The sequence below is a fragment of the Asticcacaulis sp. AC402 genome (assembly GCF_000495835.1).
GTDB lineage: Bacteria > Pseudomonadota > Alphaproteobacteria > Caulobacterales > Caulobacteraceae > Asticcacaulis.
Genome location: NZ_AWGC01000006.1, coordinates 259,213 through 273,565, shown reverse-complemented (window position 1 = coordinate 273,565; position 14,353 = coordinate 259,213). Strand labels below are relative to the sequence as shown.

Here is a 14,353-nt window from a genome sequence, read left to right as displayed (position 1 = left end):
ATATGTATGATGCGACCAGGAACGTATGATCGCCAACATGACCGTTGCAATGACCCACCGCGCCCCAGGGGCTGCCGCATCTGAGGTGATCGCGGATACGCTCAATAAAGGCTATTCGCAGAAGTGGCAGGAGCAATTCTTGAAAAAGGTAGCGCGGGGCATAGCTGCGGCAGAGAGCGACGACTTTGCCACAGCCGCCGACACTGAACGTGTGAAAAACAAGTATCGTAACGCCAGATAATGCTTACCCATCCTGCTTGTCTTCTCTCAGAATTCCTTCTAATTCCTCACGGCTAAGCTTGGCGAAGTTGATCAGGTCCGGCTCGCTGTCGAAGAATTCGAACGACTTCTTCAGCGTAGCAATATCGTGTTGCAGGAACAGGCGCGCCTTGCGCTCGACCTCGGCACGGTCGCGGCCCAGGGCAACCATGGCTTCGCGCGCCAGGGACAGCGATGAGTCCAGCGTCTCGCGATGGTAATAGTCGGCACCCGCCCGATCCAGTTCGTAGGCGTGGCGGCGGTTGCGGGCTCGGGCAAAGATTTTCAGCTTTGGAAAGTGCGCCCTGGCAAGTTTGACGATCTCCAGCGCGCTATCGGCGTCGTCGACGGCCACCACAAGCATCCGCGCCTCGGCTGCCCCTGCCGAACGCAGAAGGTCCAGCCGTGTTGCGTCGCCGAAATAGCCCTTCGAACCGAACTTGCGCAGCAATTCTATCTGGTCGGGATTCTTCTCCAGAACGGTGACCGGCACGCCCTGTCCGATGAGGAAACGGCCGACAATCTGACCGAACCTGCCGAAACCGGCGATGATCACCGGATGATGCTCATCGATCGTGTCGTAGTCCCGTTCCGGCAACTGACTTAGGAAGCGCGGCAGGATGAACTTGCTGTAGAGGGCCACCAGGATCGGCGTCATCGCTATCGACAGCGCGACGACCAGGGTGACGAAACGCTGGGTATCCTTGTCGATAAGGTGCAGTTGACCACCGATCAGGTTCAGCAAGACGAAGGCGAACTCTCCCCCCTGCGACAGGCCGATGGCAAGGCCTAGTCCCTGAGGGCCGCCGACGCCGAAGCGCTCGGCCAGGACGAACAGGATGATGCCCTTGAGCACCATCAAACCCAGGACGGCGGCGATCATGGCGAACGGGTTTTGGGCCAGGATGTTGAAGTCCATGCCCATGCCGACCGAGATGAAGAACAGCCCCAGCAGCAGGCCCTTGAACGGCTCGACATCGGTCTCGATCGTTCGACGATATTCTGAATTGGCCAGCACGACGCCGGCAATAAAGGCGCCGAGCGTCGGCGAGACGCCGACGAGTTCCATCAAAAGCGTAACGCCGACGACCAGGGCCAGGGAGGCCGCGGTGAAAACTTCGCGCAGGTTGGCGCGGGCGATGACCTGGAAGATAAAACGCGAACCATACCTTCCGGCGATGATGACGGCCGCAACGACAGCGATGACGGCCACCGGCTGCAGCCAGGCCGGCCAGTGCGCGATGAGGCTGTGCGAGGCATCCGCGTGGACTCCGGCCATCGCCAGCAGCGGAATGATGATCAGGATGGGAATGACCGCCATGTCCTGGAACAGCAGGACGGCGAACGAGGTTTCCCCGACCAGGGAATGGGTCAGGTTCTTTTCACGCAGCATCTGCATGACCAGGGCGGTCGAGGACATGGACAGCGCCATGCCGACGGCCAGGGACGGCTGCCACGGAAAGCCGATCGCGATGCCGACCGCCATCAGGGCCAGAGAGGTCAGCAGGACTTGCAGACCGCCCAGGCCGAGAATCGACTTGCGCAGCCGCCACAGGATGGCCGGTTCCAGCTCCATGCCGATCAGGAACATCATCATGATGACGCCGAACTCGGCGAAATGCATCACGCGTTCCGAGTCGCCGACAATGCCGGAGATAAACGGCGCGAGGATAACACCGGCGATAAGGTAGCCGAGGACCGATCCCAGCTTCAGCCTCTGCGCCAGAGGCACGACAATACAGCCCGCCAGCAGGAAGACGAAGACACTGAGCAGAAAGTTGAAATTCATGTCGCAGCAAACCTTCCCTTGAATCGCCCGGCCCAATCTAGGGCCTGGAACGGGCAGCGCAAGGCTTTGGCTTGAACGACGACGACGAAACAGTCAATATCGGTACTACGGAGCAGGTTGTCCGCACGGTTATCGCTATACCCGCGGCGCGGCGCGAGCCGCATTCTTCCGCCCGGCACAGGGAAAATGTAGATGCACAAAGCAATCACCACGGCGGTGATCATTCTTGCAGTCAGTTCCCTGGTGGCGTGCGGCAACCCTGCGTCCGATGAAAACATGATCATGGAGGGCCGGAGTATAGCCAGGCGACAGCTTTACAATCCTCCTTCCGCAAAATTTGGGCCTGCCTTTGTGGCACGCAAGGACGATGGCCGGGATTTTGCCGTATGTGGATATATCAACGGCAGGAACAGTTTGCGTGCCTATACCGGCCTCAGGCGATTTGTCGTCACAGGAAAATTCATCGATTCGAAGCCGCATTTTATCGCCGCCCACCTCGATGACGGCAATATGCGCGTAACCAAGAACAATCCACAGGATCCGGAGAACGCCTTGCGGAGGGCTACGCATTTCGAATGGAAAATCTGGAACCCCAACTGCGAATCTCCCAGTCACCCGGCGGCCTACAATGGACAACAGCCGCACGATTGACTTTGTAGGTTTTGCAGGCGCAAGACCTGCTAGCATCATCAAAACGTCAGGGAGTATATGTCATGAAATCCGTTCTCGCCGCCACGCTGGCCGTCGCCTGTTTCGCCTCAGCCGCCTGTGCCGAACCGCCCAAGGGCTATAAGCTGGTCTGGTCGGACGAGTTCGACAAAGGCACCGCGCCCGACCCGGCCAAGTGGAGCTATGACGTCGACCGCAACAAGGACGGCTGGTACAACAACGAAGCTCAGTACTATTCCGCCCATCGCGCCGAAAACAGCCGCATCGAGAACGGTAACCTTATCATCGAGGCGCGCAAGGAAGACCTGTCGATGCTCAGCGACTGGGGCGGCCAGCACTACAGTTCGACGCGTCTGGTCACCCGCGGCCGCGCAGAGTGGACCTATGGCTATTTCGATATCCGCGCCAAATTGCCGTGCGGACGGGGACAATGGCCGGCGATCTGGCTGCTGGGCACAGGACAATGGCCCAATACCGGTGAGATCGACATCATGGAATATGTCGGCCATGAGCCAACCACCATCCACGGAACGACACATTCGGCTGATACCGTGGCGAAAGGCGCCCCCCAGGGCGGCAAGACCGAACTGGCCGATCCGTGCACATCGTTTCATAACTACCAGGCCGAATGGACGAAAGACTCGATCACCTTCCTGCTGGACGGGAAGGCCTATTACCACCGCGAACGGCCAAAGAATGCTTCAAAAGAGGTTTGGCCCTATGACGTGCCGGAGTATCTGATCCTGAACACCGCCATCGGCGGCAACTGGGGCGGCCAACAGGGTGTCGACGACGCGGTCTTCCCAACAAAGTTTGAAATCGACTATGTCCGCGTTTACCAGAAGTAATGTCCGACCACTTCTCAACCGTCGCCGAGGCTTACGCCCAGTCGCGTCCGACCTATCCAAAGGGGTTGTTCCTGTGGCTGGCCCAGGTCGCCCCGGCGCGTGAACTGGTGTGGGATGCCGGTTGCGGCAACGGCCAGGCTTCGCTGGCGCTGAGTGAGCATTTCCACAAGGTCCTTGCGACCGATCTCAGTGCCGACCAAATCGCTCGGGCGCCGCAACGCGACAACATCACGTATCGGGTAGCAACCTGCTTAAGTGGCCTGGCAGACAGTTCAGCCGATCTGGTCACGGTCGCCCAGGCCCTGCACTGGTTCGATCTCGATGCCTTCTATGCAGAGGTTCGGCGTGTCTTAAAGCCCAACGGCGTCATCGCTGTGTGGACCTATGGCGTGTTCGAAATCGACGGCGCGCCTGCCATCGCTGCAGAGGTAAGCCGGCTATATGAAGATGTCGTCGGTCCCTACTGGCCGCCCGAACGGGTCTATCCTGAGACCGGCTATGCCAGCCTCGCCTTTCCGTTCGAAACCCTCGCGACGCCGGCCTTTGTCATGACGGCACAGTGGGACATGGCGCAGCTGCTCGGCTATTTCCGCAGTTGGTCAGCCACGGTACGCATGGAAAAGGCGACGGGCGTAAACCCGATTGACGCTTTTACGCCCGTTCTGGCCAAGGTTTGGGGCGATTCAGCGAAGCGCCACGCCCTGCGCTGGCCACTAAGCGTCAAGGTTGGGACGTTGAAAACTGGCCGCCCTTGACATGGCCGACGCGGAAGGGTTCAAATGAAACCATGCCCGCCCGTGCTCCGCATCCGGACAAAGTTCCGCTCTTCGACTATCACGAAGGCGACGCCCCCCTGGTCGTGGCGGCGCCCCACGTCGGCATGCATATTCCGCTGGACCTCGCCAACACGATGACCGCCGCTGGCCGAGCGATGGGCGAGACCGATTTCCACGTCCATCGTCTGTTCGACTTCGCCCGCGATCTGGGGGCGACCACCCTGTTCGCCACCCATTCGCGCTATGTCGTCGACCTGAACCGCGATCCGAACGGCGGCAACCTCTATCCGGGCAAGTTCGAGACCGGACTATGCCCCCTCAGCGACTTCGACCGCAACCCGCTGTACCCGGACGGTGATGAGCCCGACGCGGCAGAGATTGAGCGTCGTCGCGAGACCTGGTACCGGCCCTACCACGACCACCTGCGCCAGGCGCTCGACCGGGCGGTAGAGCGGCACGGACGGGTCCTGCTGATCGACGCCCATTCCATTCGGCCTGTGATCCCGTCGCTGTTCGACGGCCGTCTGCCCGACCTCAACTTCGGCACCAATTCCGGCGCGACCATGGGTGCGCACCTCCTGACCGTGCTCGATGCCTGGCGTGACGGCCTCACAGGTTACACTCAGGTTCGGGATGGCCGCTTCAAGGGCGGTTATACCACGCGGCACTATGGCGACCCGGCGCGAAACATCCATGCGCTGCAAATCGAAATTGTCCAGGATTGCTACTTGAATTCGGACACCCCTCACCTGTATGACGAGGCCCGCGCCGCACCGTTGTCGAAGGCCCTGCGCCCTCTGATCGACGCGCTTGTATTGGCGCTCTAACATTTCCATATTGATGGAAATGTCTTCTGAACGGAAGGCCCCCAATGCTCACGACCCGCGGTCACATAATCGACGGCGCCGCCTACGCTAAATCCTTGCGCGAAAAGCTTTCCGCGCACGTTTCTGATTTAAAGGAAATATCTGGCAAGACGCCCTGCCTGGTCGTGGTGATCGTCGGCGAAGACCCTGCGTCGCAGATCTACGTCAAGAACAAGGGCGAGCAGACTCAGGCCATTGGCATGGAATCGCGCACCATCCGACTGCCCGACACGACATCTGAAAACGAGTTGCTACGCCTCGTCGACGAACTCAATCGCGATCCAATAGTCAACGGCATCCTGGTCCAATTGCCTTTGCCGGCGCAGATGTCGTCGCTTAAGGTCATCGATGCCATCAACCCCGACAAGGATGTCGATGGCTTCCATGTCACCAATGCGGGCCGGCTGGCCGTTGGCCTGGATGGTATCGTGCCGTGTACGCCGCTGGGCTCGCTGATGCTGCTGAAGGACACGGCCGAAAAGTTCGGCGATCGCTTGTCGGGCAAGAACGCCGTCATCGTCGGCCGCTCCAACATCGTCGGCAAGCCGATGGCACAACTGCTGCTGGCCCAGGACTGCACCGTCACCATCGCCCACTCGCGCACTCAGAACCTGGCCGAGGTGTGCCGCGGCGCCGACATCCTGGTTGCGGCGGTTGGCCGGGCGCACTTCGTCAAGGGCAACTGGGTCAAGGACGGCGCCTATGTTATCGACGTCGGCATCAATCGGATCCAGGTCGATACGCCCGAGGGGCCGAAATCCAAAGTGGTCGGCGACGTCGATTTCGAAGCGGCCAAGGCGAACGCCATGGCCATCACGCCGGTGCCGAAAGGGGTCGGGCCGATGACCATCGCTTGCCTGCTTAACAACACCATCAAGGCGTTTTGTCTGCAGAACCATCTGGCCATTCCGGAGGGTGTCTGATGCCCGGCGGGGTCGTTATTATCGGCGCCGGCCATGGCGGTGGCGCCGCGGCCGGTTTCCTGCGGCAGTATGGTTACGGGGGCGACATCACCCTGGTGGGTGCTGAACCCTATCTGCCGTATCAGCGCCCACCGCTATCCAAGGCCTGGCTGAAGGGCGATTCCGGTCTGGACGATGTGTACCTACGAAATGCAAACTTTTATTCAGATCAAAGCATTGCGACACGGTTAAACATACGTATTAACACGATTTCAGACGGAAGTGTGATGTTAAGCGACGGCGAAACCCTGTCGTTCGACCATCTGATCCTGGCTACGGGCTCCAAGGCGCGTCCGTTCGATATCCCCGGTACCCAGACCGTCCCTCACCACTTGCTCCGCACGATCGAAGATGCCGAGCGGCTAAAGGGCGCGCTGCAACCGGGTCATCGTATTGGCCTGATCGGTGCTGGCTACATCGGTCTCGAGGTCGCCGCCTCCGCGCGGCATCTCGGCTGTGACGCTACCATCTTCGAGCGCGAACATCGCATTCTGGCCCGCGTTGCATCGCGCGTCCTGTCGGACTTCTTTACCGATACGCACACCGGTCGGGGCGTTCGGCTAATGACAGAAGCCTTCGTCACCGAACTGTCCCTGGGTGCCGGCGATGAAAAAGTGGTGCATCTGGCTGACGGTCGAACCTATGCGTTCGACCTGCTCCTGGTCGGTATCGGCGCCCTGCCGGCCGACGAACTGGCCCAGGCAGCGGGGATCGCCTGCGCCAACGGCGTGGTGGTCGACGAACAGGCGCGGACATCACGACCAAATGTCTTTGCCGTCGGCGATGTCACCTCGCGCACCCTGCCGTTTTATGACGGCCGATTCCGCCTGGAAAGCGTTCCCAATGCGCTGGAACAGGCCAAGCAGGCGGCGGCGGCCATCACGGGTCACACGCCGCCGGTGGTCGAGGCGCCATGGTTCTGGTCCGACCAGTACGAGGTCAAGCTGCAGATCGCCGGACTGCTGCGGCCCGATACCCGCGCCGTGGTCCGCGGAGATCCGGCCACCGGTGCCTTCAGCGTCTTCCATCTTGATGGCGACAATCGCCTACTGACCGCCGAATGTGTCAATAAGCCCGGCGACTTCATGGCCGCCAAACTGCTGATCGCCCGCGGCGTTGTGCTGGATGAAATCCTTGTGGCAGATGCAGAAGCGTCGCTGAAATCCTATCTGGCAAAATAGTTCTTCCGCAGCGCACAAATTTGCGCTTTATTCCCCCGGGAGAGCGACTCTACAAATTTCAACGATCGTTCAAGTTTTTCGTGACTTCACCGCGCAAAGACAGTACACGGCCTCAAAACATAAGAGGGACCCGATGCCGACACCCACCTCCCCCAAAGTCTTTCCTGACGCTATGTCTGCGCTCGAAGGCCTGATGTTCGACGGTATGACCGTCATGTCCGGCGGTTTCGGCCTCTGCGGCATACCGGAAAACCTGATTGCCGCCCTGCGCGACAGCGGTACAACGGGCTTAACAGTCATCTCCAACAATGCCGGCGTCGACGGTTTCGGTCTGGGGCAACTGTTGACCCGCCGCCAGATCGCCAAGATGATCAGTTCCTATGTCGGAGAGAATAAGGAGTTCGAGCGGCAGTATCTGGCCGGAGAACTCGAGTTGGAGTTTAATCCGCAGGGCACCTTGGCTGAGCGTATCCGTGCCGGCGGCGCCGGTATTCCGGGCTTCTATACCGCAACCGGAGTCGGCACGATCGTCGCCGATGGCAAGGAACTCAAGGATTTTAATGGCCGCCAGTACGTGCTGGAGACCGGCCTGGTCGCCGACCTCAGCATCATAAAGGCGTGGAAAGGCGATTCCCGCGGCAACCTGGTTTTCCGCAAGACTGCGCGCAACTTCAACCCGATGATGGCGACGGCCGGCAAGGTCTGCGTCGCCGAGGTCGAGGAGATAGTCCCGGTCGGCTCGCTGGATCCCGACAGTATCCATACGCCCGGCATCTATGTCGACCGCATCGTGCAGGCGATTTCTGAGAAACGTATTGAGCAGCGCACCGTGCGTGTGCGGGAGACCGTCTGATGCCCTGGACACGAGATCAACTGGCCGCAGCGCTCAAACAGCGCAGCGATAGCGCGACACAAAAAGGCGAGGCCAACTAATGCCCTGGACACGAGATCAACTGGCCGCAGCGCTCAAACAGCGCAGCGATAGCGCGACACAAAAAGGCGAGGCCATCTAATGCCCTGGACACGAGATCAACTGGCCGAGCGCGCGTCGAAAGAGTTGCAGGACGGCTACTATGTCAATCTGGGTATCGGCATCCCGACCCTGGTCGCCAACCACATTCCTGAAGGGATGACGGTCACCTTCCAATCGGAAAACGGCATGCTCGGCATGGGTGCCTTCCCGTATGAAGAAGAGGTTGACCCCGACCTGATCAATGCGGGTAAGCAGACCATCACCGAGTTGGACGAGACCAGCTATTTCTCGTCGTCGGACAGCTTCGCCATGATCCGCGGTGGTCATATCAACCTGACCATACTTGGCGCGATGGAGGTGGCCGAAAACGGCGACATCGCCAACTGGATGATCCCGGGCAAGCTGGTCAAGGGCATGGGCGGCGCTATGGATCTGGTCGCCGGCGTCAAGCGCGTGGTCGTGGTCATGGAGCATGCCAACAAACACGGCGAGTCCAAGGTGCTGAAGGCCTGTACCCTGCCTTTGACAGGTACGCGGGTGGTCAATCTGATCATTACCAATCTCGGCGTGTTCGAGGTCAAGCCCGACGGATCAGGCCTGGTGCTTATCGAACTGGCGCCCGAGGTCACGCTCGAGGAAATCGCCGCGCACACCGAAGCAGCGTATGACGTAAAGCTTAAGCCTTAGATTTCTATGTATTCGGGGCGTGCCTTACATTGGGTAGCGGCCCCAAAAGAAGACGCAGATTTACAGATTACACCGTTTGCGCAGGCGAGAGCGGGACGACGTTAGGTAGAATCCCCATCGTCCTCCAGGTGTCCCTGGGGCTCCTCGCATTAGCTCGGGCGTACCAGAAACACATGTTGGCGCGCTTGCCAACCTGCCATGCGTCCAGGTTATCGCGGGCCGGTATAAGGTCATTTTGGTTCATTAGAAGACTTTAGGATGTGGCAATTCGGCACTTTGCTGTCGCCGCATTGCAGTTTATAGCGGCGCCATGACCCAAGCCGCGACTGCAACTGATAGCCTCAACCACCGCCAGACCGCTGCCGCCGTCTGGTTTCGCACCCTGCGCGATAACATCTGCGCCGCCTTCGAGGCGCTCGAGGATGAGGCCCCCGAGACGCTCTATGGCGACGATGCCGGCCGTTTCGTCCGCACGCCCTGGGACCGCGCCGAAGGCGGCGGTGGCGAGATGTCGATCCTCAAGGGCCGGCTGTTTGAAAAAGTCGGCGTCCATATCTCAACCGTGCACGGCACGTTTTCGCCGGAGTTCGCCGTGTCGATTCCCGGCGCGGCTGAAGACCCGCGTTTTTTTGCAACCGGTATATCGCTGATCGCTCACCTTACCAATCCGCATGTGCCGGCCGTGCACATGAATACCCGCTTCATTACCACCACGCAAAGCTGGTTCGGAGGTGGGGCCGATTTGACGCCACTGATGGCCGCCGATCGTCACCAGGACGCGCCTGATGCGGTTCTGTTCCATGGCGCGTTCAAGACCGCCTGCGACCGGTTCGATCCGGGTTACTACGAGCGCTTCAAGGCATGGTGCGACGCGTATTTCCATCTGCCCCACCGCAACGAGCCACGCGGTATCGGCGGAATCTTCTACGATCACCTCAACAGCGGTGACCACGACACTGATTTCGCCTTTACCCAGGCTGTGGGTGAGGCCTTCCTCGACATATACCCGCAGATCGTGCGCAATCGAATGAGCCAGCCGTGGAGCGAAGACGAACGCGAGGCGCAACTGATCCAGCGCGGGCGCTATGTCGAGTTCAACCTTCTGTACGACCGCGGCACTTTGTTCGGGCTGAAGACCGGCGGCAATGTCGCCTCGATCATGTCGTCCATGCCCCCCGTGGTGAAGTGGCCATAGAGCGCAATCCGATAAAGTACTGCACACTTTATCGGATTGCGCTCTAGGCGTTGAGAAAACGCGAAATGGCGCCGAGGACCTGATTGCGGCTGGACGGCTTCTTCAGGGTCTCAACCGCATGGTCGACAAGATCAGCATCGATCCGGATGCCGCGGCGGCTGAGCAGCAGGTCACTGGCGAAGCGCTCGCAGAATTCCGGATGGCACTGAAACGACAGGCCCTTGCGGTCGGTGTAGTAGAGGGCGCCGTGTGGCGTAAACTCGGAACCGGCCAGCACGACGGCATTGTCGGGCTTCTTCACTACCTGGTCCTGGTGGGTGACGGCGACGCGGATGGCGCCGTCGTCGGCGGGGCGACCCAGCAGGTCGTCCCAGACATCCCCGGCCGCAATATGGTATTCGTGGAGACCGACGCCCCAGCCCTTGGGCGACTTTTCGACGTGGCCGCCATAGGCCTGGGCCATAACCTGATGGCCGAAACAGATGCCAACCACGGGCACACTAGGCTTGAGGTCGCGCAGCCAGGCGATCAGGTCGCGAATCCACGGTTCATCTTCGTAGACGCCAGACGGCGAGCCGGTAATGATCACGCCCTTCAGATCGAGATGATGTTCAGGCAGTTCGCCTTCCAGCGTGCGGAAGGTCTTGAACGTGCGCCCATCGCCGGCCAGCAGGCTGGCGAACATTGAAGCATAGGTGCCGTAGGTCTGATCCAGACCGGCCGGCGGCACACCGGTTTCCAGAATGGCGATGTATTCGTGACGCATGACCGTCCTGAAGGTCTACAAACTACACAAAGCCTGTGCAAGATCCGGGCCTTGAGACCTTAAAGATGTTCTGTTTTGCGGGTGCGTCAAGGGTGGGATAAATCACGCTTTATGACGATGCTTAGCCGGTTCGGTTTCCAATGCCTTAACTGGCGCCGTCCCGTCGGAACGGCGCCAGCAGAACCTACAACTTCTTGAAGACGGCGGAGTGAGACCCGTTACAGATATTGTGCCAGGTTTCTTTCATGCCTTGACCTTCTGCTTCGGCCTTCTTCGTCGCGTAACCGGCCTGGCTTAGACCGAACCAGCCTTTCCAGTCGCTTTTCACCGGCGACCAGGTGGTGTCGTAGCTGATCTTACCGTTCTTGGCCTTGCAGACGATGGTGTCCATCCAGTAGCCGCTGTCGGCGAAGTGGTCAAAGGCGCGCTGGAAATCGGCCTGGGCTGTCCCGTTCCAGGTCAGTTTCGAGCCAAGCGCATGCGGCGGCCAGAACAGAAGCCTGCCTTCCGGCAGGGGCTTGCCCTTAAGCGGTGTCCAAGGCCCGTTGATGTCGGTGCCGCCATCCAGGATCGGCGTGGTCATCCCGCGGGCGAAGTTCATTGGCTGGGACTTGCCATCTTTTTCCATATGGACGTGGAGGTGTGGGCCCGATGACGAGCCGGAATTGCCGACCAGGCCCAGCTTCTGGCCCTTCTTGACCTTGGGACGGGTGACTCCGGCCTTGATCTCGACATTGGGATGAACGTCCGGCCAGCGGTTGCTGTAGCTGAGCGACTTCGCGAAGCGAACGTCGCGGTTGGGACAAACGCTGGCCGGTATCGAGCCCGGAACGGCGTGGGCGTAGAGGGCGTATACGCCGTTGGTCTGCAGCACCCAGATGTGGTTGCCGCCGCCAGCCATCAAACCGGTTTTCAGGTCCGAAGCGTGCCAGGGCGGATTGGCCATCTTGGGGTCTTCATCGCCGCGTATCGGGCGTGGATTTTCGACCGCATTGGCCCAGCAGCCGACAACCTCGCCGTCCTCCATGGCATAGAAAGGCTTGCCATAAATCAGGTTGGACGTGTTTTTGGGATTCTTGGCGTCGGCATCGGCGTCGACACCGGATTTCAGACCCGACCACTTGCCATCTCCCAGCCACCGCCTGGCGCCGATATCGCGGCCGAGGGACTGAATTCCGGAGGCATGGGTGTCCGTGCGATAGCGTTCGCCGGCCGCCAGGTCTTCGGCGTGCAGTGGCATTTCGTAAGACTGGGCGTTGGCCACGCCGGCGGTCAGCAACGCGGCCAAGCACACCGCGCCGATAACGGGACTGTTCATTCGACTCTCCTCAGATAACTGGTGGGGGAACGAGACGCTACAATGTCGGGATACAGGTATTATTTGGCGCAAACGTGCACTTAAGCTGCTGTCGCCCTTGCCAAGCTATGACGGCAGCTTGGATTGACGCGTAACACAGCGAACTGCCCGGCGAAAGGCCGTCGCAGATTATTCATGAACCGCCGCCAGAGCAGAATCGATGACGGTCTGCGAAAAGTCCGCGGCCAGCCATTCGGCTTCGATCTGTTTCAGCTTCTGACCGACGGCCGGTCCCGGCGTCAGACCACGGGCGATCAAGTCGGCGCCCTTGAGCGGAAACCGCGGCACATCAAGTTCTCCTATCAACCGCAACAAAGTTTCCGGATGGCCGCCATCGTAAGCCGCAACCAGCAGTACGGCGTCCTCGACCGCGCTGCGGCCGTAATGATAAATCAGCCGCGCAACATCGCCCGCCCGGGCGTCTTCGAGCCGAGACACCACCTCGCCGGCGGCGATCAGCCGTTCGCAGATCGCCTGGGAGAATTTTAAACGTGCCTGAAACGCGCGAATGTCATCGCCCGCCAGACCATGGCCGCTGTCGGTCAGTGCCATGAAACGCCGTTCCGGATCGTCGCTTAAACCGATCATGGCCGCCAGTTCAGGCAAGCGCTCGCCGGTAACGCGCCAACCCGGCAGGATCCGCCCCAGTATGCCGCCAGCCTGCATGGCTTCGAAAGCCATCAGAGGTGACGGCAGGGCCAGTGTCTTCATCGTCTCGCTGAAGATGCGCTCGCCCGACAGGCCGTCGATCCCCGACTGGAGCGCGATACAGGCTTCCAGCGAAACCGGATCGACCTCTCGGGCATAGCCGGCGGTAAAACGGAAAAAGCGGAGAATGCGCAAGTAGTCCTCGCGGATGCGGACCTCCGCTTCGCCGATAAAGCGAACGCGACGCTCGGCGATGTCATGAAGTCCCAGCCCGGTCGGGTCATAGACCTCGCCTTCGATATCGGCATAGAGGGAATTGACGTAGAAATCGCGGCGCTCTGCGTCTTTGACCCAGTCGGTGGTGTATTTGACCACAGCCCGGCGGCCGTCGGTCTCGACATCCTGACGCAGTGAGGTGATCTCATAGGACTCGCCATTGATCACCGCAGTGATGGTGCCATAATCCTTCCCGGTCGGGACGTGCCGAATGGCTACCGCCGACAGGGCAGCTTCAGTCTCATCGGGCGCCAGTTGCGTCGACAGGTCGAGATCGCTGCCAGGGACACCCAGCAGGGCATTGCGCACGCAACCGCCGACAAATCGGACACAACCCTTCCCGCCAAGGGCTTCCAGGGCGGCAAAGACGGTCCGGATGCCAGGCGCTTTCATGCTTTCGGTAAGATCTATGCGCATCATGCCCGCGTCTTTAGCAAAGTCGGAGCGCAATGCGATAAAGTTGACGCCACCGCCCAGGCGTCCCCGTTTTCGGAAAAATTGCGCGACAAAAAAGTGTAGGGCGGAGGTTTGATTCCATCAAAACTCATCCCGCTCTAGACGACCTTGACGACCCGACCCATTAATTTCAAGTGATCGTCGCGATAGCGAATAAGCACGCGCTTGGCGTCGACAGGACCCGGCATTTCAATACCTTCGGCCAGTTCGAAACCGAATGGCTTGAAATAGGACTGCGATCCAACGAGGAGCACGGCGCGAAGGCCTTTGTTGAAGGCCGCGTTAACGGACAGGCGCACCAGGCTCTTACCAATCCCCAGTCCCCGGTGGGACGGTTCAACAACGATAGGTCCGAGAAAAACCAGCGGCTCGCGGACATTGGTTTCTTCATTGTAGATGAAGATCGGCCACAGGCGCACAGAACCCAGCAGCCGTTCATGACCCAGGGAACCCGTTGTGGCGGCAAAGCACAGGTCATGGACCGGCTCGGAGCCTTCACGCAGGCGTTCTGCGGTCTTTGAATGGCGCCCGGGACCAAAGACACGGTCTGTCAGCTCGACAACACGACGCGCAGTTTGCGGCGTTTCGAGGCCAATCACATAGTCCAAAGCGAGTGTATCCAGAGCCAAATGCGCCCCCGATGTCG

Annotated in this window: 15 protein-coding genes; 10 read left to right on the top strand and 5 right to left on the bottom strand. The window is 60.1% G+C overall.

Annotated elements, in window-relative coordinates; genetic code table 11:
* The first annotated feature begins 25 nt into the window (after positions 1–25).
* A complete protein-coding gene (locus ABAC402_RS24845; protein ID WP_023448373.1) occupies positions 26–241 on the top strand; it encodes a hypothetical protein in 216 nt (71 codons plus the stop codon).
* 3 nt (positions 242–244) lie between these two features.
* Here the strand turns inward: ABAC402_RS24845 and ABAC402_RS24840 are convergent, their stop codons facing one another.
* Entirely contained in the window at positions 245–2,047 is a 1,803-nt protein-coding gene (locus ABAC402_RS24840) for a monovalent cation:proton antiporter-2 (CPA2) family protein (protein ID WP_023448372.1), read from the bottom strand.
* 192 nt (positions 2,048–2,239) lie between these two features.
* Here ABAC402_RS24840 and ABAC402_RS24830 point away from each other — a divergent pair, with 192 nt between their 5' ends.
* The 9 genes from ABAC402_RS24830 to hemF all read left to right on the top strand — a co-directional run bounded on the left by ABAC402_RS24830 (position 2,240) and on the right by hemF (position 10,204).
* Positions 2,240–2,698 carry a hypothetical protein gene (locus tag ABAC402_RS24830; protein WP_155847305.1) on the top strand — a complete coding sequence of 153 codons (459 nt, stop codon included), beginning with the start codon at positions 2,240–2,242 and terminating at the stop codon, positions 2,696–2,698.
* A gap of 62 nt (positions 2,699–2,760) precedes the next feature.
* Positions 2,761–3,564: a family 16 glycosylhydrolase gene (locus tag ABAC402_RS24825; RefSeq protein WP_023448369.1), complete on the top strand. Its 804-nt coding sequence runs from the start codon at positions 2,761–2,763 to the stop codon at positions 3,562–3,564.
* Positions 3,564–4,319: a class I SAM-dependent methyltransferase gene (locus ABAC402_RS24820; RefSeq protein WP_023448368.1), complete on the top strand. Its 756-nt coding sequence runs from the start codon at positions 3,564–3,566 to the stop codon at positions 4,317–4,319. Before ABAC402_RS24825 ends, ABAC402_RS24820 begins: the two co-directional genes overlap by 1 nt.
* 32 nt (positions 4,320–4,351) lie before the next feature.
* On the top strand, positions 4,352–5,167 hold the full coding sequence (hutG, locus tag ABAC402_RS24815; RefSeq protein WP_031235202.1) for an N-formylglutamate deformylase: 816 nt from the start codon (positions 4,352–4,354) through the stop codon (positions 5,165–5,167).
* Between the two features lie 44 nt (positions 5,168–5,211).
* Positions 5,212–6,129 (top strand): bifunctional 5,10-methylenetetrahydrofolate dehydrogenase/5,10-methenyltetrahydrofolate cyclohydrolase, encoded by a 918-nt coding sequence (locus ABAC402_RS24810; protein ID WP_023448366.1) that lies wholly within the window; start codon positions 5,212–5,214, stop codon positions 6,127–6,129.
* A complete protein-coding gene (locus tag ABAC402_RS24805; protein ID WP_023448365.1) occupies positions 6,129–7,349 on the top strand; it encodes an NAD(P)/FAD-dependent oxidoreductase in 1,221 nt (406 codons plus the stop codon). The genes ABAC402_RS24810 and ABAC402_RS24805 overlap by 1 nt, the downstream gene beginning before the upstream one ends.
* Positions 7,350–7,482: 133 nt before the next feature.
* A complete protein-coding gene (locus ABAC402_RS24800) occupies positions 7,483–8,202 on the top strand; it encodes a CoA transferase subunit A (protein WP_031235201.1) in 720 nt (239 codons plus the stop codon).
* 159 nt (positions 8,203–8,361) lie between these two features.
* Positions 8,362–9,009 (top strand): 3-oxoacid CoA-transferase subunit B, encoded by a 648-nt coding sequence (locus tag ABAC402_RS24795; RefSeq protein ID WP_023448363.1) that lies wholly within the window; start codon positions 8,362–8,364, stop codon positions 9,007–9,009.
* A gap of 310 nt (positions 9,010–9,319) precedes the next feature.
* Positions 9,320–10,204, top strand: a complete 885-nt coding sequence (gene hemF / locus ABAC402_RS24790; protein ID WP_023448361.1) for an oxygen-dependent coproporphyrinogen oxidase — start codon at positions 9,320–9,322, stop codon at positions 10,202–10,204.
* A gap of 43 nt (positions 10,205–10,247) precedes the next feature.
* On the opposite strand, the gene ABAC402_RS24785 is transcribed toward hemF, so the two are convergent.
* The 4 genes from ABAC402_RS24785 to ABAC402_RS24770 form a co-directional block, all read right to left on the bottom strand.
* Entirely contained in the window at positions 10,248–10,970 is a 723-nt protein-coding gene (locus tag ABAC402_RS24785; RefSeq protein WP_023448360.1) for a type 1 glutamine amidotransferase, read from the bottom strand.
* Positions 10,971–11,154: 184 nt separating this feature from the next.
* A complete protein-coding gene (locus tag ABAC402_RS40620) occupies positions 11,155–12,288 on the bottom strand; it encodes a M23 family metallopeptidase (protein WP_023448359.1) in 1,134 nt (377 codons plus the stop codon).
* 168 nt (positions 12,289–12,456) lie between these two features.
* Entirely contained in the window at positions 12,457–13,671 is a 1,215-nt protein-coding gene (locus ABAC402_RS24775) for a CCA tRNA nucleotidyltransferase (protein ID WP_023448358.1), read from the bottom strand.
* Positions 13,672–13,805: 134 nt separating this feature from the next.
* Complete coding sequence (locus ABAC402_RS24770) at positions 13,806–14,336, bottom strand: GNAT family N-acetyltransferase (RefSeq protein WP_023448357.1); 531 nt, start codon at positions 14,334–14,336, stop codon at positions 13,806–13,808.
* Between the last annotated feature and the right edge of the window lie 17 nt (positions 14,337–14,353).